The sequence below is a fragment of the Streptomyces sp. NPDC006332 genome, assembly GCF_040612855.1.
Lineage (GTDB): Bacteria > Actinomycetota > Actinomycetes > Streptomycetales > Streptomycetaceae > Streptomyces.
In genome coordinates, this window is the sequence record NZ_JBEXRA010000065.1 from 17095 (window position 1) to 37340 (window position 20246).

Annotated in this window: 18 protein-coding genes and 1 riboswitch; of the genes, 14 read left to right on the plus strand and 4 right to left on the minus strand. The window is 71.3% G+C overall.

Going from position 1 to position 20246, the window contains the following annotated elements:
* Positions 1 to 23: 23 nt before the first annotated feature.
* Together trpD and ABZ027_RS37355 are read left to right on the plus strand one after the other, a co-directional pair.
* Positions 24 to 1088 (plus strand): anthranilate phosphoribosyltransferase, encoded by a 1065-nt coding sequence (gene trpD, locus ABZ027_RS37350; protein ID WP_356776437.1) that lies wholly within the window; start codon positions 24 to 26, stop codon positions 1086 to 1088.
* Between the two features lie 71 nt (positions 1089 to 1159).
* A riboswitch (SAM riboswitch) is annotated at positions 1160 to 1276 on the plus strand.
* 179 nt (positions 1277 to 1455) lie between these two features.
* Positions 1456 to 2817 (plus strand): aminotransferase class V-fold PLP-dependent enzyme, encoded by a 1362-nt coding sequence (locus tag ABZ027_RS37355; protein ID WP_356776439.1) that lies wholly within the window; start codon positions 1456 to 1458, stop codon positions 2815 to 2817.
* A gap of 15 nt (positions 2818 to 2832) precedes the next feature.
* Here the strand turns inward: ABZ027_RS37355 and ABZ027_RS37360 are convergent, their stop codons facing one another.
* A complete protein-coding gene (locus tag ABZ027_RS37360; RefSeq protein ID WP_356776441.1) occupies positions 2833 to 3114 on the minus strand; it encodes an Lrp/AsnC ligand binding domain-containing protein in 282 nt (93 codons plus the stop codon).
* On the minus strand, positions 3111 to 3854 hold the full coding sequence (locus ABZ027_RS37365; RefSeq protein ID WP_356776443.1) for a rhomboid family intramembrane serine protease: 744 nt from the start codon (positions 3852 to 3854) through the stop codon (positions 3111 to 3113). The genes ABZ027_RS37360 and ABZ027_RS37365 overlap by 4 nt, the downstream gene beginning before the upstream one ends.
* A gap of 195 nt (positions 3855 to 4049) precedes the next feature.
* Between ABZ027_RS37365 and ABZ027_RS37370 the strand changes: the two genes are divergently transcribed.
* The 5 genes from ABZ027_RS37370 (at position 4050) to ABZ027_RS37390 (ending at position 9392) form a co-directional block, all read left to right on the plus strand.
* Entirely contained in the window at positions 4050 to 4289 is a 240-nt protein-coding gene (locus ABZ027_RS37370) for a hypothetical protein (RefSeq protein WP_356776445.1), read from the plus strand.
* Between the two features lie 33 nt (positions 4290 to 4322).
* Complete coding sequence (locus tag ABZ027_RS37375) at positions 4323 to 5666, plus strand: NYN domain-containing protein (protein WP_356776447.1); 1344 nt, start codon at positions 4323 to 4325, stop codon at positions 5664 to 5666.
* Positions 5667 to 5875: 209 nt separating this feature from the next.
* Positions 5876 to 6913: an NlpC/P60 family protein gene (locus tag ABZ027_RS37380; RefSeq protein ID WP_356776449.1), complete on the plus strand. Its 1038-nt coding sequence runs from the start codon at positions 5876 to 5878 to the stop codon at positions 6911 to 6913.
* 226 nt (positions 6914 to 7139) lie between these two features.
* Positions 7140 to 8162: an NlpC/P60 family protein gene (locus ABZ027_RS37385; RefSeq protein ID WP_356776451.1), complete on the plus strand. Its 1023-nt coding sequence runs from the start codon at positions 7140 to 7142 to the stop codon at positions 8160 to 8162.
* 33 nt (positions 8163 to 8195) lie between these two features.
* Complete coding sequence (locus ABZ027_RS37390; protein ID WP_356776453.1) at positions 8196 to 9392, plus strand: hypothetical protein; 1197 nt, start codon at positions 8196 to 8198, stop codon at positions 9390 to 9392.
* A gap of 20 nt (positions 9393 to 9412) precedes the next feature.
* On the opposite strand, the gene ABZ027_RS37395 is transcribed toward ABZ027_RS37390, so the two are convergent.
* Positions 9413 to 10648, minus strand: coding sequence for a glycosyltransferase family 87 protein (locus tag ABZ027_RS37395; protein ID WP_356776455.1), 1236 nt, complete (start codon positions 10646 to 10648; stop codon positions 9413 to 9415).
* Positions 10649 to 10769: 121 nt separating this feature from the next.
* Between ABZ027_RS37395 and ABZ027_RS37400 the strand changes: the two genes are divergently transcribed.
* Together ABZ027_RS37400 and ABZ027_RS37405 are read left to right on the plus strand one after the other, a co-directional pair.
* Complete coding sequence (locus tag ABZ027_RS37400) at positions 10770 to 11912, plus strand: glycosyltransferase family 4 protein (protein ID WP_356776457.1); 1143 nt, start codon at positions 10770 to 10772, stop codon at positions 11910 to 11912.
* A gap of 148 nt (positions 11913 to 12060) precedes the next feature.
* Positions 12061 to 13647 carry a GMC oxidoreductase gene (locus ABZ027_RS37405; RefSeq protein ID WP_356776485.1) on the plus strand — a complete coding sequence of 529 codons (1587 nt, stop codon included), beginning with the start codon at positions 12061 to 12063 and terminating at the stop codon, positions 13645 to 13647.
* Positions 13648 to 13669: 22 nt separating this feature from the next.
* On the opposite strand, the gene ABZ027_RS37410 is transcribed toward ABZ027_RS37405, so the two are convergent.
* Positions 13670 to 15466: an AMP-dependent synthetase/ligase gene (locus ABZ027_RS37410; RefSeq protein WP_356776459.1), complete on the minus strand. Its 1797-nt coding sequence runs from the start codon at positions 15464 to 15466 to the stop codon at positions 13670 to 13672.
* A gap of 384 nt (positions 15467 to 15850) precedes the next feature.
* Between ABZ027_RS37410 and ABZ027_RS37415 the strand changes: the two genes are divergently transcribed.
* The 5 genes from ABZ027_RS37415 (at position 15851) to ABZ027_RS37435 (ending at position 20049) form a co-directional block, all read left to right on the plus strand.
* Positions 15851 to 16606: a metallophosphoesterase gene (locus ABZ027_RS37415; RefSeq protein WP_356776487.1), complete on the plus strand. Its 756-nt coding sequence runs from the start codon at positions 15851 to 15853 to the stop codon at positions 16604 to 16606.
* Between the two features lie 126 nt (positions 16607 to 16732).
* Positions 16733 to 17176, plus strand: a complete 444-nt coding sequence (locus ABZ027_RS37420) for an SRPBCC family protein (RefSeq protein ID WP_356776461.1) — start codon at positions 16733 to 16735, stop codon at positions 17174 to 17176.
* Between the two features lie 59 nt (positions 17177 to 17235).
* The gene (locus ABZ027_RS37425) at positions 17236 to 18405 is read left to right on the plus strand and encodes an ArsA-related P-loop ATPase (RefSeq protein ID WP_356776463.1); all 1170 of its coding nucleotides are present in this window, start codon (positions 17236 to 17238) and stop codon (positions 18403 to 18405) included.
* Between the two features lie 57 nt (positions 18406 to 18462).
* Positions 18463 to 18960 (plus strand): DUF5304 domain-containing protein, encoded by a 498-nt coding sequence (locus ABZ027_RS37430; protein WP_356776465.1) that lies wholly within the window; start codon positions 18463 to 18465, stop codon positions 18958 to 18960.
* A 135-nt stretch (positions 18961 to 19095) separates the two neighbouring features.
* The gene (locus ABZ027_RS37435) at positions 19096 to 20049 is read left to right on the plus strand and encodes an ROK family glucokinase (protein ID WP_356776467.1); all 954 of its coding nucleotides are present in this window, start codon (positions 19096 to 19098) and stop codon (positions 20047 to 20049) included.
* Positions 20050 to 20246: the final 197 nt, after the last annotated feature.

The window sequence follows — 20246 nt, forward strand, 5'->3', positions numbered from 1 at the left end:
CGGGACAGACCCAGGAGCGGCTTATGAGCGCTGTGACCCCCGCTGGAGGCGACACCGCGGCGGGCCGTTCCTGGCCCGAGGTGTTGAGCGCGCTGCTCGGCGGCCGGGATCTGAGCGCCGGTGACACGGCGTGGGCCATGGACCGGTTCATGAGCGGTGAGGCCACCGACGCGCAGATCGCGGGCTTCATGGTGGCGCTGCGGGCCAAGGGCGAGACCGTCGAGGAGATCACCGGTCTCGTCGAGGCGATGTACGCGCACGCGCAGCCGCTGGACATCCCCGGACCCGCCGTCGACATCGTGGGCACCGGCGGTGACCGGGCCAAGACGGTCAACATCTCGACGATGTCCGCCATCGTGATCGCGGGCACCGGGGCGAAGGTGGTCAAGCACGGCAACCGGGCGTCGTCCTCGGCGAGCGGGTCCTCCGACGTGCTGGAGAAGCTCGGCATCAACCTGGACCTGTCGCCCGAGGGTGTGGCGCGGGTGGTGGACGAGGCGGGGATCACCTTCTGCTTCGCGGCCAGGTTCCACCCCTCGATGCGGTTCGTCGGCGCGGTCCGGCGCGACCTGGGGATTCCGACGTCGTTCAACCTGCTCGGTCCGCTGACCAACCCCGCCAAGGTCACCGCCTCGGCGATCGGCTGCTTCGACACCCGGATGGCGGGACTCATCGCCGGCGTCCTGGCCGAGCGCGGCTCGTCCGCGCTGGTGTTCCGCGGCGACGACGGGCTCGACGAGCTGACCACCACGGCCACCTCCCGGGTGTGGATCGTGCGCGACGGCAAGGTCACCGAGGAGCCCTTCGACCCGCGGCACGTCGGCCTCGATCTGGTGCCGGTGCAAGCACTGAGAGGCGCCGACCCCGCCTACAACGCCGAGGTCGCCCGCCGTCTCCTGGACGGCGAGCGGGGTCCGGTCCGGGACGCGGTCCTGCTGAACTCGGCGGCGGCGCTGGTGGCGCTGGAGCCGACCGGGGCGCCGCTGACGGAGCAGATCCGGGTGGGCATGGACAAGGCGGCACAGTCCATCGACTCCGGCGCGGCCAAGCGGACGCTGGAGCGCTGGGCGGCGGCCAGCAACGCCTGACGACGTGGCGATGTCCCGCGATCCGGACACGGGTTGCGGGACCGCGATCACGTCGCGTACGTTTTTGACCAGGTCATGAGTGACAGTCATGAGGCCCCGGCCGACTGTCCGGCAACCCTCCGTCCGTGGCGGGGTGCCCCGGGTGAAGACCAGGCCGTAGGCAGCGAGGTCTACGGCAAGCGCGGACCCCTCGCACTCTTCTGAGTGAGCGCACCAGGGGTCCTGGTCGTCGAGGAGCCTTCCGTGAGCAAGCGAATGCGATAGGGCCGCAGAGCCCCGCCTCCGCACCCGCTTTTTCCACCTTCACCCACGCTTGAGCCGTACCCGCTCGCGTGGTGATCCCAGCTGCCTCTCACGGGAGTTCGCCATGTCTGTCCCCACCGCTGTCGCCACCCAGTCCGTTTGTGCACCTCTGCCCGTTCTGGGACGGGATGTCACCGTCCCGCTCGTCACCGGTGGCGAAGTCACCTACGCGGCGCTCGACTACGCGGCCAGCGCGCCCGCCCTGCAGCGCGTCTGGGACGACGTGGCGGCCTACGCGCCCTACTACGGCAGCGTGCACCGCGGCGCCGGCTACCTGTCCCAGCTCTCCACGGACCTCTTCGAGAACGCACGCCGGACCGTCGCCGAGTTCCTGGACTGCCGCGCCGACGACCAGTTGGTCTTCACCCGGTCCACCACCGACTCCCTCAATCTCCTCGCCGCCGCGCTCCCGGCCGACTGTCAGGTCTTCGTCTTCGAGACCGAGCACCACGCCTCGCTGCTGCCCTGGCAGGACGCCCGGGTCAGCTACCTGGACGCCCCGCGCACCCCCGAGCAGGCGGTGGCCACCCTGGAGCGGGCCCTCGCCGGACGGGACCCGTACGGCCCGGCCCTGGTCTGCGTGACCGGCGCCTCGAACGTCACCGGGGAGCTGTGGCCGGTACGGGAACTGGCGGCCGCCGCGCACGCCCACGGCGCCCGGATCGTCCTGGACGCCGCCCAGCTGGCCCCGCACCACCCGGTCTCGGTGCAGGACCTCGACGTCGACTGGATCGCCTTCTCCGGGCACAAGCTGTACGCCCCCTTCGGCTCCGGTGTCCTGGCCGGCCGGTCCGACTGGCTGATCGCGGCCGACCCGTACCTCGCGGGCGGCGGGGCCAGCCGCAAGGTCACCCGGCGCGAGGACGGGGGAGTGGACGTGGAGTGGCACGAGAGCGCCGCCCGGCACGAGGCCGGCTCGCCCAACGTCATCGGCGCCTACTCCATCGCCGCCGCCTGCAAGGCGCTGACCGAGGCCGGCTTCGACTCCCTGGTCGCGCGCGAGCGGCACCTGATCGAGAAGGTCCGTACCGGCCTCGCCGAGGTGCCCGAGGTTAGGATCCTGTCCCTGTTCGGGGACGACGCTCCCCGGGTCGGCGTGATCTCCTTCGTCGTCGACGGCTGGAACAGCTCCCACTTCGCCGCCGCCCTCTCCGCCGAGTACGGCATCGGCGTCCGCGACGGCCTCTTCTGCGCCCACCCGCTGGTCCGCACCCTGCTCGGCAGCGACCCCCAGACCCAGGGCGAGTGCGGCGCCCCCGAGGCCGCGCCCGGCGAGAAGTCGTTGAACGCCATCCGGGTGAGCTTCGGCGCGGGCACCCCGGACGAGCACGTGGAGCGCTTCGTCACCGCGGTGCGGGAGCTCGTGCGCGAGGGTGCGAAGTGGCGGTACCGGACGGAGGACGGCCGCTGCGTCCCGGCCGTGTGAGAAGGGCTTCGCCGGTCAGGAGTCCAGCCCGATCGCGAACGCCGCCTCCAGGTCGTGCTGCGAGTACGTACGGAACGCCACGTGGGTGTCCGTGCCCTCCACGCCGGGGATCTTGCTGATCCGGCCGGGGATGACCTCCGCCAGGTCCTCGTGCCGCCGCACCCGCACCATGGCGATCAGGTCGTACGTCCCGGTGACGGAGAAGACCTCGCTCACGCTCTCCAGCGAGGCGATCGACTCGGCGATCTCGGGGATCCGGTCCACGCTGGTCTTGATGAGCACGATCGCGGTGATCACGGCTGGTTCTCTCCCTCGGGGGCCGGAACTTGGGCGGATCTCACTGTAGTCCCACGTCGAAACCGCACCCACGCGTAGCCGAACCCCAGCCCGAACCCCACCAGGTGCGCCAGGTACGCCACCCCCGGCCCCGAGGCCGCCCGGCCCGCCGCCAGCCATTGCAGGGCCGCCCAGAAGGGCAGCACGACCCAGGCGGGGAAGCGCAGCGGCAGGAAGAACAGAAAAGGCAGGAGACTGGTCACGCGGGCCCCGGGGAACAGATAGAGGAACGCTCCGAGGGCCGCCGAGATCGCCCCGGACGCGCCGACCAGGGACTGCTCGGAGTCCGCGTTGGCGGCGGCGTACCCGAGCAGGGCGAGGTAGCCGCAGCCGACGTAGAAGAGGGTGAACTGGACGCGCCCCATGCGTTCCTCGGTCATCACCCCGAAGACGTAGAGGAAGAGCATGTTGCCCAGCAGGTGCACCCAGCTGCCGTGGACGAAGAGGGCGGTGGCGGGCGTGAGCGCGGCTCGTGGCGACCCCTCGAACAGCTCGGCCGGGACCACGCCCCAGCGGCGGAAGTAGGCCCGCTGAGCGGTCAGCAGCGTGTCACCGGAGCCGTACACCGGGTTCAGGCCGGCGGCCGGACCGAGCAGGAAGAGCAGGCAGCACAGGGCGATCAGTCCGTATGTGACCGGTGCTGACGACCACCGGACCGATCTTCGGGCCTTGTCGACCGTTTCGCTCCAGTTGCTGATCATGAATACAGAGCATGACGTAAGGGGACGCAACGGACGAGACCGCCTCGCCGCCGTGGACGCCCGAGCGGCGAGTACGCGCCAGGCCGTAGGGTAACGAGCCACACGTGCCGGGAGTCCGGCGCGTCGTCGACACTGGAAGCACCCGGAAGTACCGGCACCATAAGTACTGACATCAGAAGGAAGCGAACAGTCACGATGACGGTTCCCCTGCCCACCACCACGACACGGTGGCGCTGCACGCTCTGCGGCAACCTCACCCGCTTCGATGTGACCCGCTCGTCGAAGGTCGTCGAGTACGTCCACCTCGACCTCGCCGGAGAGCCGAAGGTCGAGGAGCGTGACGTGGTGAGTGAGACCATCGAGTCCGTGCGCTGCCGCTGGTGCAACGCCGTGGACCAGGTGGAACTCGTGGACAGGCCGGGCGCCGACTCCTGACCGGAGCGGGCCCGCACAGGCATTGGGGTGACGATGGTGGAGAGCACGGGCGGGGGGCCGGCCGACGGCGCCGCTGAGGTGCTCGACCGTCCGCTGCCCGACGGTGTGCGCCGCAGGGTCGTGCAGATCGTCTCCGACGGGTTCGGCGGGCTGACCGTGGCGGAGCTGCCGACCCAGCTCAGGCAGTACGCCCGGTTCGCGCCGAACCGGCGCGCCAAGTTCGCCGGCAACGCCATGGCCGCCGCCCTGGAGAGCGATCCGCTGTTCCGGCAGCGCATCGGGGAGAAGTTCAGAGAGGCGCAGCCGGAGTTGTCCGGCGCTCTCGACTCCGGCTCGCCGCCCCCGGCCGCGGACCCGCTCGATGTGGCGGCCGCGGCCTATGTTCTGCGGCCCACCGACTGGGTGAAGCTGGTGACCGCGGCCGGCGAGGAGGCCCAGCGGGCCGACGCCGAGCGGGTCGAGGAGGAGAACCGGGCCGAGCTGGAGCGGCTGCGTGAGGAACTCGACCGGGCCCGCGAGCAGACCCGTACCGAGACCGAGCGGCTGCGCACCGAGCTGGATTCGGCCAAGAAGGAAGCCGAGTCGCTGCACCGCAAGCTGCGCGCGGCGCTTAGTGACGTCAAGCGGGGCGAGGCGGCGCTGCGCAAGGCGCACGGCGAGATGGAGACGCTGCGTTCCGAGGGGCAGTCCCAGCTGTCCGCCGCCGAGAGCGAGACCCGGCGGCTGAAGGCGCGCCTCGGGGAGGCGGAGGCGGGCCTGGAGGCCACCCGCCGGGCGGCCCGTGAGGGGCGCAGTGTCGAGGACATGCGGGTACGGCTGCTGCTGGACACCCTGCTCGACGCGACCCAGGGGCTGCGCCGGGAGCTCGCGCTGCCGCCTGTGTCGGTGCGGCCGGCGGAGACCGTGGACGCGGTCGAACCGGGACGGATGACCCCGAAGGACATCGCCGCGCGGGCCCTGTCCGAGAACGACCCCGCGATCCTCGACCAGTTGCTCGCGCTGCCGCAGGCCCATCTGGTCGTCGACGGCTACAACGTCACCAAGACCGGCTATCCCCAGATGCCCCTGGAGAAGCAGCGGCTCCGGCTCCTCGGGCAGCTCTCGCAGCTGGCCGCGCAGACCGGCGCCGAGGTGACCTGTGTCTTCGACGGGGCCGAGCTGGCCGCGCCGGTGCTTCTGGCGCCGCCGCGCGGGGTGCGGGTGCTGTTCTCCAAGCCGGGTGTCACCGCCGACGAGTTGATCCGCCAGCTGGTGCGCGCGGAGCCTCCGGGGCGTCCGGTCATCGTCGCCTCCACCGACCGCGAGGTGGCCGACGGGGTGGCCCGGGCGGGGGCGCGACCGGTCGCTTCTGTGGTGCTTCTCAAGCGGCTGTCCTGAAGGTCAACGTACGGCTTCAATGCCCGAATTGACGGCATCCGCACGCAACGTAGCGTCAACCGGGCGTCACTGCATGTGGGTTGTGTGCAAAGAATGCATGGTGTGACGAGATTTTTCTCTTGAGGATTTGAACTGATCACAAGAGGGTCACTAAGGTCTGCACTCGAACCTCCGAGCGGGTGATCACTCAAAAGAAGGAGTTCACCTCCGTGGCGTCCCATCGTCGACCCAAGCAACCGAGCCGTGCGCGCGTGACCGTGCTGACCACGGCAGCAGCCGCCGCCGTAGCTCTGAGCTCGCAGGCAGCCAACGCCGCGCCGAGCGAGAAGCCGAGCAAGGACGAGGTCAAGGCGAAGGTCGACAAGCTCTACGAGGAGGCCGAGCAGGCCACCGAGAAGTTCAACGGGGCCAAGGAGAAGCAGGAGAAGCTCCAGAAGGAGATCTCCACCATCCAGGACAACGTCGCCCGCGGCCAGGACGAGCTCAACGAGCTGCGTGACTCCATGGGCCTGGCGGCCGCCGCCCAGTACCGCACCGGCGGCGTCGACCCCTCCCTCCAGCTCTTCCTGTCGTCGAACCCGGACGACTACCTGGACAAGGCGTCCACCGCCGACCAGCTGAGCGCCCAGCAGGTCGAGGCGCTGAAGAAGATCCAGGAGAAGCAGCGCGAGCTCGCGCAGGAGCGCTCCGAGGCGTCCGAGAAGCTCAAGGACCTCGCCTCCACCCGCACCGAACTGGGCAACAAGAAGAAGCAGGTCCAGACGAAGCTCTCCGAGGCGCGCACGCTCTACAACTCCCTGACGGCGGCGGAGAAGGCCAAGCTCGAGGCCGAGCAGGAACGCGCCAGCCGCGACAGCGGGCGTGAGGTCCTCGGCTCCGGCACCGCAGCCTCCGGCCGGGCAGGGGCGGCCTACGCCTGGGCGCAGAGCCAGCTGGGCAAGCCGTACGTCTACGGCGCCACCGGCATGAGCTCCTACGACTGCTCGGGCCTCACCTCGCGGGCGTACGCGGCGGCCGGCGTCGGCATCCCGCGCACCTCCGAGGCGCAGGCGACCATCGGGACGAAGATCTACTCGCAGAGCCAGCTCCAGGTCGGCGACCTCGTCTTCTTCTTCAACGACCTGCACCACGTGGGTCTCTACGCCGGCAACGGCCAGATCATCCACGCGCCGCGCACCGGCACCGTCGTCCGCTACGAGTCGATGAGCACCATCGGCGGCCCGTTCATGTTCGGTGTCCGGGTCTGACCGTCCTGTCCGGCCCGCCGTCGCGAACTCCCGGAAGATCAACACACCTTGCCGCCCGAACGGGCGAATCACGATGAGGTGAACTGACCCCGCGCCCCGCCCATGACCTGCGTCTGAGGCGGAGCGCCGCTTTATTCGCCCGCCGAGGTCTTTGGTGAGGCCCCCTGCCCGGGGCTACTGTCTGCCGCGTTTCCCTGTCCGCCAGTCGGAAGGAGTGCGGCTTCCCGTGGGGTCCCATCGCCGCCATGCACCGTCCGGGTTCGACCGGGGCGCCGGTGCAGCGCTCTGTGTCATGTCAGCCGCGGCCGCGGCCCTCGGCGTCCTCCCGGCCACCTCGGCCGTCGCCGCACCGCGCGACGACACCCGTGCCGAGGTGGACCGTCTCTACGAGGAGGCCGAGAAGGCCACCGAGGCCTTCAACGAGGCCGACGAGAACACCGACGCGCTGCGTGCGGAGGTCGGCGGTGCCCAGGACCGGATCGCCCGGCAGCAGGAGCGCATCAACTCCATGCGGGAGGCGCTCGGTTCGCTGGCCGGAGCCCAGTACCGCTCCGGCGGCCTCGACCCCTCCCTCGCGCTGCTGTTCTCCGACGACCCGGACGACTACCTCGACAAGGCCGCCGTCCTCGACCGGATCAGCGTCCACCAGGCCGAGGCGCTCAAGGACCTCCAGACGGCGATGCGTGAACTCGCCCAGGAGCGCTCGGAGGCGACCCGCAAGCTCGGCGAGCTGGACCAGAGCCGCAAGGCCGTCGTCTCCCACAAGCGGACCGTCGAGAAGAAGCTCGCGAAGGCCCGGCGGCTGCTGGCCTCCCTGCCGTCCGCGGAGCGTGCCGCCTACGACACGGTTTCTCGCTCCGGGCGCGCCGGTCTGCCGGACCTCGGGAGCGTTGCGCCGGCCTCCTCCCGGGCCGAGGCCGCCATCGCCGCCGCCCGCTCCGCGCTCGGCAGACCGTACGTCTGGGGCGCCAACGGGCCCTCCGGCTTCGACTGTTCGGGCCTGATGCAGTGGTCGTACGCGCAGGCCGGTGTCGCCCTGCCGCGCACCTCGCAGGCCCAGCGTTTCGCCGGCCGTCAGGTTCCGCTCTCCCAGGCCCGGCCCGGTGACCTGGTCACCTACCGCAACGATGCCAGCCATGTCGCGATGTACGTGGGCAACGGCCAGGTGATCCACGCGCCGTACCCCGGGGCCCCGGTGCGCTACGACCCGGTGAACATGATCCCGGGCGCGACCGTCACAAGGGTCTGACCGCGCGCGTCCACGCCCCCGTACGATCGGAGCGTGGCAGGTCGAGGGCGGGCGGGGTCGGGGCGTGGAGTCGTCGGGTTGTGCCTGGCGCTGCTGATGGTCCTGGTGGGCTGCGGCGGGCGGCCCGCCACCGACGGCGCGAAGGCCGAGGTGCAGCGGGTCCTCGACCGGCGGGCCACCGCGGTGCTCGACCGGGACCGGGCGGCGTTCCTGCGGACCGGCGCGCTGAGCTGGTTCCAGAACCTCGGCGCGGTCCCGCTCGCCGCCTGGTCCTACCGCGTCACCGCCCTGCACCGCACCGGTGACACGGCCACCGCCGACGCCGAACTCAGCTACCGCGTCCAGGGCTACGACCGGGCCCCGGTCGTCGTGGGCCGCACCCTGACGCTGTCCCTGGAGACGGGCGGGCGGTGGTACGTGGACGCGGAGGGGCCCGCCCGGAAGGCTTCCCAGCAGCTGTGGGACCAGGGCGAGGTGATCGGGGTACGCGGGAAGCACAGCCTGGTTCTGGGGGTCGGGCAGAGCAGTGAGACGCTGCACTCCTACGCGGACCTGGCGGACCACGCGGTGCCCGCCGTGTCGGACGCGTGGGGCACGCACTGGGCCGGGCACGTCGTGGTCCTGGTACCGAAGTCGCTGGCCGGCATGGCGGGGCTGCTCGGCTCGCCCGCCTCCTCGTACCGCGGGATAGCGGCGGTCACCACCGGCGAGACCGGCGCCCAGGCGCGGGCGCCCGCGGACCGGATCATCGTCAACCCCGAGGCGTACGGCGTGCTCGGCCCCCTCGGCAAACAGGTCGTGCTCACTCACGAGACCACTCATGTCGCCACCCGCGCCGACACCACGCCCGCGACGCCGCTGTGGCTGTCCGAGGGGTACGCGGACTGGGTCGGCTACCGCGACAGCGGGCGCACCCCCGCACAGGCCGCGCCGGAGCTGCACGAGTCCGTGGGTGAGGGCGAGGTGCCCGACGCCCTGCCGTCCGACCGGGACTTCGGCTTCAGCGGGGCCGCGACCGGGCTGGCGAAGGCCTACGAGGGCGGCTGGATGGCGTGCCGGATGATCGCCGGCCGGTGGGGCGAGGTACGTCTCGGCGCGTTCTACCGGGCCGTGGGCACGCATCAGAAACGGGCGGGCGCGGTCGAGGACGCGATGAAGAAGGTGCTCGGCACGACACCGGAGGAGTTCACCGCGCGCTGGCAGGACTACCTGCGGGAGGAGTTGAGCTGAGGCGGCTCCCCGCGGCCGGCTCACGAGGAGGCGGACGCCTCCTGGGCGTGGGCGGCCTCGTCGGGGGGCAGCGCCGCGGTCGGCTTCGGGACCGTCGCGCGCCACAGGACGCGGGCGGCGGCGACGGTGGCGAGCACCAGCAGGCCATTGCGTACGGCGAGAAGGGTGACGCCGAGCGGGTCGCTCGCCACGACGTGGGCGAACCAGAGGGGGAACTCCAGCACCGTCACGAAGCACGCCGCCAGGACCAGGACCACCGGCCCGCCCATCCGGCTCGTCCGGAAACACAGGCAGACCGCCGCCAGGCCCACCAGCCACACCAGGTACTGCGGACTGATCACCCGGCTGGTGGTGGTGAACATCAGCACCGCCACGAACGCCGTGTCGGCCATCGTGTGCGCCTCGAACCGGGTCGCCAGCAGCCGCCACAGCAGCAGCCAGCCGAAGGCCATGCCGGTCAGCGCGAGCGCGGCCGTGCTCACGATGTTCACCCACGGGCCGAGGAATTCGACCGAGCCGTAGTTCAGCAGCACCTCGCCGTCCCAGCCGTGGTGCCGGGCCACATGGAAGACGAGGGAGCCGAGCGACTCCACCTCGGTGCCCCGGTCGCGCTGGAAGGTCAGGAAGGCGAAGGCGCCCGGCATCGTGACGGCGAACAGCGCGGCCAGCCCGGACACGGTCACCGCCGCCGCGGTCCAGGCGCCGCGGGTGCGGACGCCCAGGAGCAGCAGCGCCGGCCACACCTTCAGCATCGCCCCGAAGCCGGCGAGGGCGCCCATCAGACGCGGGTGCCGGGAACCGGCGAGCAGGGCGGCGACCGCGACCGCGGTGACCATCACGTCGTAGCGCGCGTATCCGGTCGGGCCGAGCAGCGGGACGCCCGCCACCCACACCCAGGCGCCGCGCAGCCGCTTGCCCGGGCGTCGGCCCGCGTACAGCAGCAGGGCCTGCACGACCAGGTCGGCGAGGAAGGCGAGGACGAAGAAGGCGGAGGTGTAGTCCAGGCCCGGCAGCAGCGCGGGGGAGAGGATCGCGAGGGCGGCGGCGGGCGGGTACTGCCAGGTGACGTCGTCCAGCGGGAAGGTGCCGGTGCGCAGGACGTTGTACCAGTCCTGGTAGATGACCGACACGTCGCTGGTGACGTCCGGGCCGGGGAAGACGTACACCTTGAACACGACAAGCAACAGCAGCAGCCTGGTCACGCCCCAGGTGAGCAGCAGACCGGTCAGCGACCGCCGCGCGCCCGTCGTCTCCACGTGGTCCCCTGCCGTTCGATTTCCTGTCTTGAGGGGAACATGATGTCCTGCCCCGCTGTGAGCGTGCCACAGACGCGAGCGCGGGCGGCCGTGAGCGGCCGGTTCGGTAGGGTCGGCCGCGATGGACAAGACTCTCGTCGTCACGAACGACTTCCCGCCCCGACCCGGCGGGATCCAGGCGTTCCTGCACAACATGGCGCTCCGGCTCGACCCCGAGCGGCTGGTCGTTTACGCCTCCACCTGGAAACGCGGCCGGGAGGGGGCCGAGGCGACGGCCGCGTTCGACGCGGAGCAGCCCTTCACCGTCGTACGGGACGCCACCACGATGCTGCTGCCGGCGCCCCGGGTGACCCGGCGGGCCGTCGGCCTGCTGCGCGAACACGGGTGCGGGTCGGTGTGGTTCGGCGCGGCGGCGCCGCTCGGGCTGATGGCGCCGGCGCTGCGGAGGGCGGGCGCCGAGCGGCTGGTGGCCACCACCCACGGACACGAGGCCGGGTGGGCGCAGCTGCCCGCCGCCCGGCAGCTGCTGCGGCGGATCGGCGACTCCACGGACACCGTCACCTACCTCGGCGAGTACACCCGCTCGCGGATCGCGACCGCGCTGACGCCGGACGCGGCCGGGCGGATGACGCAGCTGCCGCCGGGGGTGGACGAGAAGACCTTCCACCCGGGCTCCGGCGGCGACGAGGTCCGGGCCCGGCTCGGCCTGACCGACCGGCCCGTGGTGGTGTGCGTGTCCCGGCTGGTCCCGCGCAAGGGGCAGGACACGCTGATCCTCGCCATGCCCCGGATCCTGGCCGCCGAGCCGGACGCCGTGCTGCTGATCGTCGGCGGCGGTCCCTACGAGACGGACCTGCGGCGGCTGGCGCGGGAGACCGGGGTCGCCGGCTCCGTCCGCTTCACCGGCTCGGTGCCCTGGTCCGAGCTGCCCGCGCACTACGGCGCCGGGGACGTGTTCGCGATGCCGTGCCGGACCCGGCGGGGCGGGCTCGACGTGGAGGGGCTCGGGATCGTGTACCTGGAGGCCTCGGCGACCGGGCTGCCCGTGGTCGCCGGTGACTCCGGCGGCGCGCCCGACGCGGTCCTCGACGGCGAGAGCGGCTGGGTGGTGCGCGGCGGCTCGGTGGAGGAGACCGCCGAGCGGATCGTCGTGCTCCTCGGGGACGCGGAACTGCGCCGGCGGATGGGGGACCGGGGGCGCGCCTGGGTGGAGGAGAAGTGGCGCTGGGACCTGCTCGCCGAGAAGCTCAGGGCGCTGCTGTGAATGCTGTGACGGAGACTGCGCAAAGACCCTTTCAAAGGTCCGATCCAAGTCCGCCGCAGCTCTAGGCGGAACCCGATAATCCGCACATGCTGCGCACATGACAGCAAAACTGATGCAGCGTCAGCTGACGAGACGTCACATACTGGGCATGGTCGCCCTGCAGACCGCCGCCACCCTCGGCTTCACCCGGGTCGGCCTCCAGTCGGCCCGGGCCGCCGAACCCGACTCGGTCGAAACCGCCCCCGCGATCGTCGTCGGCTCCGGCTACGGCGCCGCCGTCGCCGCCCTCCGACTCGGCCAGGCCGGTATCCGCACCGTCATGATCGAGATGGGCCGGCTCTGGAACACCGCGGCCCCCGACGGCAAGGTCTTCTGCTCCACCACCGCCCCGGACCAGCGCTCCATGTGGTTCCGCACCCGCACCGAGGCGCCCTTGGCCTCCTTCCTCTGGCTGGACGTCGTCAACCGCGACATCAGTCGCTACCCCGGCGTCCTGGACCGCGTGCACTTCGACAACATGTCCGTCTTCGTGGGCCGTGGGGTCGGCGGCGGCTCCCTGGTCAACGGCTCGATGGCGGTCACCCCGCTCCAGTCCTACTTCGCCGAGCAGTTCCCCACCGTCGACGCGACGGAGATGTACTCCACCTACTTCCCCCGCGCCCGCGCCATGCTCGGCGTCAACAGCGTCGACCCCGCCTGGTTCGAGTCGACCGAGTGGTACCAGTTCTCCCGCGTCTCCCGGAAGCACGCCGCGAACGCCGGACTGAAGACCACCTTCGTACCCAGCGTCTACGACTTCGGCTACATGCAGCGCGAGGCGGCCGGCACGGCGACGAAGTCGGCCCTCGGAGGGGAGGTCATCTACGGCAACAACCACGGCAAACGCAGCCTCGACAAGACGTATCTGGCGCAGGCGCTGGGCACCGGCAACGTCACGATCCACACCATGGAGAAGGTGCGCCAGATCAGCCGGGCGAACGACGGGACGTACGTCCTCACCGCCGACCGCATCGACGACACCGGCGCGGTCGTCGAGACCAAGCAGTACGGCTGCACGTACCTCTTCCTCGGCGGCGGCAGCGTCGGGACCAGCGAACTCCTGGTCCGGGCGAGGGCGACCGGCACGCTGCCCAGGCTGGACGCGAGCGTCGGGGCGGGCTGGGGCACCAACGGGAACGTGATGCTCGGCCGGGCCAACCACCTGTGGGACACCGTCGGCGCCAACCAGTCGACCATGCCGGTGATGGGCATCGACGACTGGGCCAACGCCGCCAACCCGGTCTTCGCCGAGATCGCCCCGCTGCCCGCGGGGCTGGAGCACTGGGTCAGTCTCTATCTGGCGATCACCAAGAACCCGCAACGGGCGTCGTTCTCGTACGACAGCGGCACGGGCGGGGTACGGCTCGGCTGGTCCGCCGCCCAGAGCGCGGTCTCCGTCAGCATGGCGAAGAAGCTGTTCGACCGGATCAACGCGGCGAACTCGACGATCTACCGGTACGACCTGTTCGGGTCCTCCAACAAGATCTTCGCCGACGACTTCACGTACCACCCGCTCGGCGGCTGCGTGCTGGGCAAGGCGACCGACAACTACGGCCGGGTGAAGGGGTATTCGAAGCTGTACGTCACCGACGGTTCGCTGGTGCCCGGATCGATCGGGGTGAACCCGTTCGTGACGATCACCGCGCTCGCCGAACGGACGATGGCGCGGGTCCTGGTGGAGGACACCGCGCCATGAGCCGTCGTGGGGCCGGGGTGGGCTACTTCTGGTAGAGGGCCTCGATCTCGGCCGCGTAGTCCTTCGCCACCACGTTGCGCTTGAGCTTGAGGGACGGCGTGAGGTGGCCCGAGTCCTCCGTGAACTGGGAGGAGAGAATGCGGAACTTCCGCACCGATTCCGCCTTCGACACCGCGGCGTTGCCGTCGTCGATCGCGGCCTGGATCGCCGCGTTCAGGTCCGCGTCGGCCGCCAGTGACGCCGCGGTGGAGCCGGCCGGCTTGCCGTGCTCGGCGGCCCAACGGCCCAGGAACTCGTCGTCGATGGTGATCAGCGCGCCCACGAAGGGCCGCCCGTCGCCGACCACCATGCACTCCGCCACCAGGGCGTGCGCGCGGATCCGGTCCTCGATCACGGCCGGGGCCACGTTCTTGCCGCCCGCGGTGACGATGATCTCCTTCTTGCGGCCGGTGATCTTCAGATAGCCGTCCTCGTCGAGGGTGCCGATGTCACCGGTGTGGAACCAGCCGTCGGCGAGCGCCTCCGCGGTCGCGGCCTCGTTGTTCCAGTACCCCTTGAACAGGTGCTCGCCGTGCAGCAGCACCTCGCCGTCGTCCGCGATCCGCACCACCGAACCGGGCAGCGGCTGGCCGACCGTGCCGATCTTCTGGCGGTCCCACGGGTTGAAGGCGGTGGCGGCACACGACTCGGTCAGGCCGTAGCCCTCCAGGACCGTGAAGCCGATGCCGCGGAAGAAGTGCCCCAGGCGCTCGCCCAGCGGGGCGCCGCCGGAGATGGCGTACTCGCCCCTGCCGCCGAGGACGGCGCGCAGCTTGCTGTAGACGAGTTTGTCGAACGTCCGGTACTTGATCTTCAGTCCGAGGGACGGACCCGACGCCGTGTCCAGCGCCTTGCTGTACGCGATCGCGGTGTCCGCGGCCTTGTCGAAGATCTTGCCCTTGCCGTCCGCCTGCGCCTTGGCGCGGGCCGAGTTGTAGACCTTCTCGAAGACACGCGGGACACCCAGGATCAGCGTCGGCCGGAAGGCGGCCAGCTCGTCGGTGAGTTCCTTGATGTCCGGGACCATGCCCAGCTTGATCGGCGCCATCATGGGCGCGATCTGCACAAGGCGGCCGAAGACGTGCGCGAGCGGCAGGAAGAGCAGGACGGAGCACTCGCCGGTGCGGAACAGCGGACGCAGCCGCTCCACGATGTTCCCGCACTCCGCGAAGAAGCTGCGGTGGGTGAGCACACAGCCCTTGGGGCGCCCGGTGGTGCCCGAGGTGTAGACGATGGTCGCCGGGTCGTCGGCCTTGGCGAGCGAGCTGCGCTCCTCGACGGCCTCGTCGGTGACGTCCTGTCCGAGCCGCCCCAGCTCCTCCAGGCCACCGGCCTCGATCTGCCAGACGTGCTTGAGGGCCGGCAGGCTCTCCCGCACCGACTCGACGGTTTCCGCGTGGCCGCCCTGCTCGACGACGCAGGCGGTGGCGCCCGAGTCGCTGAGGATCCACTGGACCTGCTCCGGCGAACTGGTCTCGTACACCGGCACGGTGACCGCGCCCGCGCTCCAGATCGCGAAGTCCAGCAGCGTCCACTCGTAGCGGGTACGGGACATCAGGCCGACCCGGTCACCGGGCTGCACGCCGGAGGCGATGAGCCCCTTCGCGGCCCGGTGCACCTCGGCGAGGAACACGGTGGCCGTCACGTCCTGCCACGTACCGTCCACCTTGCGGGCGATGACGGCGACATCAGGGTGCTGCGCGGCGTTTCTCCGGACGATGTCGGTGAGATTGCCGTCCGCAGGGACCTCGTACAAAGCCGGAAGGCTGAACTCGCGCAAGACTGCTGCTCCTCATAGGGCGCCGGCGCCACGACGTTGTGTGCTGCGACGGTCGGTCCAAGGCCCGGGCAGGTGCTCAAGGGCCTCACCCCGGGCCTTGGGGGCTCGGTGGTTGAAATCCTGAGCACGACTGGACTGCCCGGACGTTACCCGTCGGTATCGCTTCTTCGACAGGGGCCCCGGAGAGATGTTCGCCGCGTCACACGGACTGCTGTTTTTTCGTGGTGTTTTCTTCGTGGTGTTTCTTCGCGCACAGTAGTCGACGCACTAACTGACTGGCCAGTAACCGCAGGTCCCACCGCCACTGTTCACGTATGCCCCACACCCTTACCCTTGATCGTCATGGCACCCACACGGCCCGGTAACGACAGGACGCGCGTCCATGTGGTCAGCGACGTACACGGCAACGCCCAGGACCTGGCCCGCGCCGGCGAGGGCGCGGACGCCCTGATCTGTCTGGGTGACCTCGTCCTCTTCCTCGACTACGCCGACCACTCGCGCGGGATCTTCCCCGACCTCTTCGGCGCCGAGAACGCCCACCGCCTCGTCGAACTGCGCACCGCCCGCCGCTTCGAGGAGGCGAGAGAGCTGGGGGCCAGGCTGTGGGCCCAGGTCGCCGGGGACCGGGCGGACGTGATCGAGCGCGCGGTACGCAAGCAGTACGCCGAGTTGTTCGCCGCGTTCCCGACACCGACGTACGCCACCTACGGCAATGTCGACATGCCTACCTTGTGGCCGCAGTACGCCGGGCCCGGCACGACCGTGCTGGACGGGGAGCGGGTGGAGATCGGGGGCCGGGTCTTCGGCTTCGTGGGCGGGGGACTGCGGACGCCCATGCGGACGCCGTACGAGATCAGCGACGAGGAGTACGCGGCGAAGGTCGAGGCGGTGGGCGAGGTGGACGTGCTGTGCACGCACATCCCGCCGGAGGTGCCCGAGTTGGTCTACGACACGGTCGCGCGCCGTTTCGAGCGGGGCAGCCGGGCGCTCCTTGACGCGATCCGCCGCACCCGGCCCCGGTACGCGCTGTTCGGCCACGTCCACCAGCCGCTGGTGCGCAGGATGCGGATCGGAGCGACCGAATGCGTGAACGTGGGGCACTTCGCGGGCAGCGGAAAGCCGTGGGCGCTGGAGTGGTGAGCGTTTCCCGGTGACCGGGGCGGACGGGGGATGAAGTCGGCTGGTCGGCCGCGCGGTAGCCTTCACGCTGCACACACGTGCGCAGGACGACCTCAGTACCGGCCCGTATCTGGAGGAGCCACGGCGATGGCGGAACACACCAGCTCGAGCATCACGATCGAGGCGCCACCGGCCGACGTCATGGCGGTGATCGCGGACTTCGCCCGCTACCCGGACTGGACCGGAGAGGTGAAGGAGGCGGAGGTCCTCAAGACCGACGCGCAGGGCCGCGCCGAGCACGTCCGTCTCGTCATGGACGCCGGCGCCATCAAGGACGACCAGACCCTGGGCTACACCTGGACCGGCGACCACGAGGTCTCCTGGACCCTCGTCAAGTCCCAGATGCTGCGCTCGCTCGACGGCTCCTACCTCCTCAAGCCGGCCGGCGCGGGGGCGACCGAGGTCACCTACCGGCTCACCGTCGACGTCAAGATCCCCATGCTCGGCATGATCAAGCGCAAGGCGGAGAAGGTCATCATCGACCGGGCGCTGGCGGGACTGAAGAAGCGGGTGGAGTCGACGCGGGCCTGACCGGCAGCCGGGCACCGGCCCGACACGGCCGCACCCCAGCCTCGGTTACGGTCACCCTCATGCGCACCATCCTGATCACGGGCCCCGGCGGCAGCGGTCGTACCACCGTCGCCGCCGCCACCGCCCTCGCCGCCGCCCGCGAGGGCACCCGCACCCTCGTCCTCGGTGCCGACCGCACCGACACCCTCGGCGCGGCACTCGGCACGGCGACGGGCTCGGCCCCCCAGCAGGTCGCGCCGAACCTCACCGCCTGGCGCCCGGACGCGGCCCAACGCTTCCGTGACGACCTGACCGCGTTCCAGTCCCGCGCCGCCTCCGCCCTCGACCTGCTCGGCGCCTCCCCCCTGGACGCCGAGGAGGTCACCGCCCTCCCCGGCGCTGAGGAGCTCTCCCTGCTCCGCGCCCTGCGGGACGCCGCCCTCACCGACGCCCACGACCTGGTGGTCGTCGACCTCCCGCCCACCCCGCAGGCGCTCGCCCTCCTCGCCCTGCCCGAGGAACTGCGCCGCTACCTGCGCCGCCTGCTGCCGACCGAGCGCCAGGCGGCCCGCGCTCTGCGCCCCGTCCTCGGCCGGCTGGCCGGTGTGCCGATGCCCTCCGAGTGGCTGTACGAGACCGCTGCCCGCTGGGACCTCGAACTGGCGGCCGTCGGGGCGGTCCTCGCCGACCGTGACACCGTCGTACGGCTGGTCGCCGAACCCGGCCCGGCCGGCGCCGACGCCGTCCGCGGCGCGGGACTCGCCCTCGCCCTGCGCGGCCTGCGGCCCGATGTCCTGGTCGCCAGCCGGGTCCTGCCGGAGGCCGCGGAGGATTCCTGGTCGGCGGGTCTGATCGCGCAGCAGCGCAAGACCCTGGACGAGTGGCGGGCGGCGTACGACGTACGGACCGTCGCCCATCTCGGCCACGACCCCCGGGGCGCCGACGACCTCGGCGCGCTCGGCGTGCCCGGGGTCAACGACACGACGTCCACCGTCGAGTGGCCCGTGACCGACCAGCTCGCCGAGGACGGGGTGCTGGTCTGGCGCATCCCGCTGCCCGGCGCCATACGCGACGAGCTGGACCTGATCCGGCGCGGTGACGAACTCGTCGTCAGCGCGGGCCAGTTCCGCCGGATCGTCGCGCTGCCGTCCGCACTGCGCCGCTGCACCGTCGCCGGGGCCGCACTGCGCGAGGGCGAGCTGCGCGTCCGGTTCGCGCCGGACCCGGAACTCTGGCCGCGGACCACATGAACCGGATACGCCCGTTCGGGTAACGTCGTAGAGACGAACCGTAGTCAGGAGTCCGTCATGAGCGAAGAGCTCCCCCAGTCCGAGGAGGGCGGGCGCGAGGCCGTCGACGAGGTGCGGGCCACCGACGCCGACGCCTGGGCGACGGCGTGTGCCGAAGACCTCGCGGCGGAGAAGGCCCGCCGACGCACCGAGTACGGTCCGCCGCCGGGCTCGGCCGCCGAGGAACTGCGCAAGCTCGTCGACTCCGTCGCGGACAAGCTGTCCGACCTGCAGTCCCCCCTGCTCGGCGCGGTCGCCGGTCCGGCCGCCCAGCAGGTGGTGAAGCAGGTCGTCCAGCAGGCCAAGTCCGCCGTGGAACCCGTGATCGAGCGCAACCCGGACCTCTTCGACCATCTCGCCGCCGCGGGGAACGAGCTGCTGGCCGCGTACCGGTCGGCGGTCCAGGCGCAGGAGCGACGCTGGACCGCCCGGGACAACGACCCACGCGACCAGGGCGAGCCCCGCGACGGCAAGGGCGACGAGCCCGGCCCGGGCGAACGCATCGACCTGGACTGAGTCCCTGAGGGCCCGTCGTCCGCCTGTCAGGCGCCCCGGCCGGGGATCGCCGCCCCCGGGCGGACGACGGGGACCTGGCGACAGGGCCTCGGGTACGGTTGGCCATAGCGGGGCTCGACCGAAACTGAGGGATTCATGGGACTCACCATCGGCGTCGACATCGGCGGCACGAAGATCGCGGCCGGCGTGGTCGATGAGGAAGGCAACATCCTCTCCACCCACAAGGTGCCGACCCCGGGCACGGCCGAGGGCATCGTGGACGCCATAGCCTCGGCGGTGGACGGGGCGCGCGTCGGGCACGAGATCGTCGGCGTGGGCATCGGTGCCGCCGGCTATGTCAACCGTCAGCGCTCGACGGTCTACTTCGCGCCGAACATCGACTGGCGCCAGGAGCCGCTGAAGGAGAAGGTCGAGGCCCGGGTGGGCCTTCCGGTCGTCGTGGAGAACGACGCCAACGCGGCAGCCTGGGGCGAGTACAAGTTCGGCGGCGGCAAGGGCCACCGCAACGTCATCTGCATCACCCTCGGCACCGGCCTCGGCGGCGGCATCATCATCGGCAACAAGCTGCGCCGCGGCCACTTCGGCGTGGCAGCCGAGTTCGGCCACATCCGGATGGTCCCGGACGGGCTGCTGTGCGGCTGCGGCTCGCAGGGCTGCTGGGAGCAGTACGCCTCCGGGCGGGCCCTCGTGCGGTACGCGAAGCAGCGCGCCAACGCCACCCCCGAGAACGCGGAGATCCTGCTCGGCCTCGGCGACGGCAGCCCCGAGGGCATCGAGGGCAAGCACATCTCCATGGCCGCCCGTCAGGGCGACCCGGTCGCCGTGGACTCCTACCGTGAGCTCGCCCGCTGGGCCGGGGCCGGCCTCGCCGACCTCGCCTCCCTGTTCGACCCCTCCGCGTTCATCGTCGGCGGCGGACTCTCGGACGAGGGCGAACTGGTTCTCGACCCGATCCGTAAGTCGTACAAGCGCTGGCTGGTGGGCGGCAACTGGCGCCCGGTGGCGGACGTCATCGCCGCCCAGCTGGGCAACAAGGCGGGACTGGTGGGCGCGGCCGACCTGGCCCGGGAGCCCGACCCGATCATGTAGGGGCGACTTTCAGACGTACGTCGGTTTCCCGCGCCCTTCGGGGGCGCGGGGCCGTGTCCGTGCGTGGCTCAGCCGACATACGTGGCTCAGCCGACATACGTGGCTTCGCCGGCAATGCGCGGGTTCGCGATCTCGTGGCTTCAAGATCAAGGCGCCGGCTTCGCTGGCGCCGACCGGCCCGCACCGGCCGCGCCGAC

What these genes read in the sequence shown, in the direction of transcription:
- trpD (WP_356776437.1), top strand. Translation starts at nt 24, where the DNA reads ATGAGCGCTGTGACCCCCGCTGGAGGCGACACCGCGGCGGGCCGTTCC.
- ABZ027_RS37355 (WP_356776439.1), top strand. Translation starts at nt 1,456, where the DNA reads ATGTCTGTCCCCACCGCTGTCGCCACCCAGTCCGTTTGTGCACCTCTG.
- ABZ027_RS37365 (WP_356776443.1), bottom strand. Translation starts at nt 3,854, where the DNA reads ATGATCAGCAACTGGAGCGAAACGGTCGACAAGGCCCGAAGATCGGTC.
- ABZ027_RS37370 (WP_356776445.1), top strand. Translation starts at nt 4,050, where the DNA reads ATGACGGTTCCCCTGCCCACCACCACGACACGGTGGCGCTGCACGCTC.
- ABZ027_RS37375 (WP_356776447.1), top strand. Translation starts at nt 4,323, where the DNA reads ATGGTGGAGAGCACGGGCGGGGGGCCGGCCGACGGCGCCGCTGAGGTG.
- ABZ027_RS37400 (WP_356776457.1), top strand. Translation starts at nt 10,770, where the DNA reads ATGGACAAGACTCTCGTCGTCACGAACGACTTCCCGCCCCGACCCGGC.
- ABZ027_RS37405 (WP_356776485.1), top strand. Translation starts at nt 12,061, where the DNA reads ATGGTCGCCCTGCAGACCGCCGCCACCCTCGGCTTCACCCGGGTCGGC.
- ABZ027_RS37420 (WP_356776461.1), top strand. Translation starts at nt 16,733, where the DNA reads ATGGCGGAACACACCAGCTCGAGCATCACGATCGAGGCGCCACCGGCC.
- ABZ027_RS37425 (WP_356776463.1), top strand. Translation starts at nt 17,236, where the DNA reads ATGCGCACCATCCTGATCACGGGCCCCGGCGGCAGCGGTCGTACCACC.
- ABZ027_RS37430 (WP_356776465.1), top strand. Translation starts at nt 18,463, where the DNA reads ATGAGCGAAGAGCTCCCCCAGTCCGAGGAGGGCGGGCGCGAGGCCGTC.
- ABZ027_RS37435 (WP_356776467.1), top strand. Translation starts at nt 19,096, where the DNA reads ATGGGACTCACCATCGGCGTCGACATCGGCGGCACGAAGATCGCGGCC.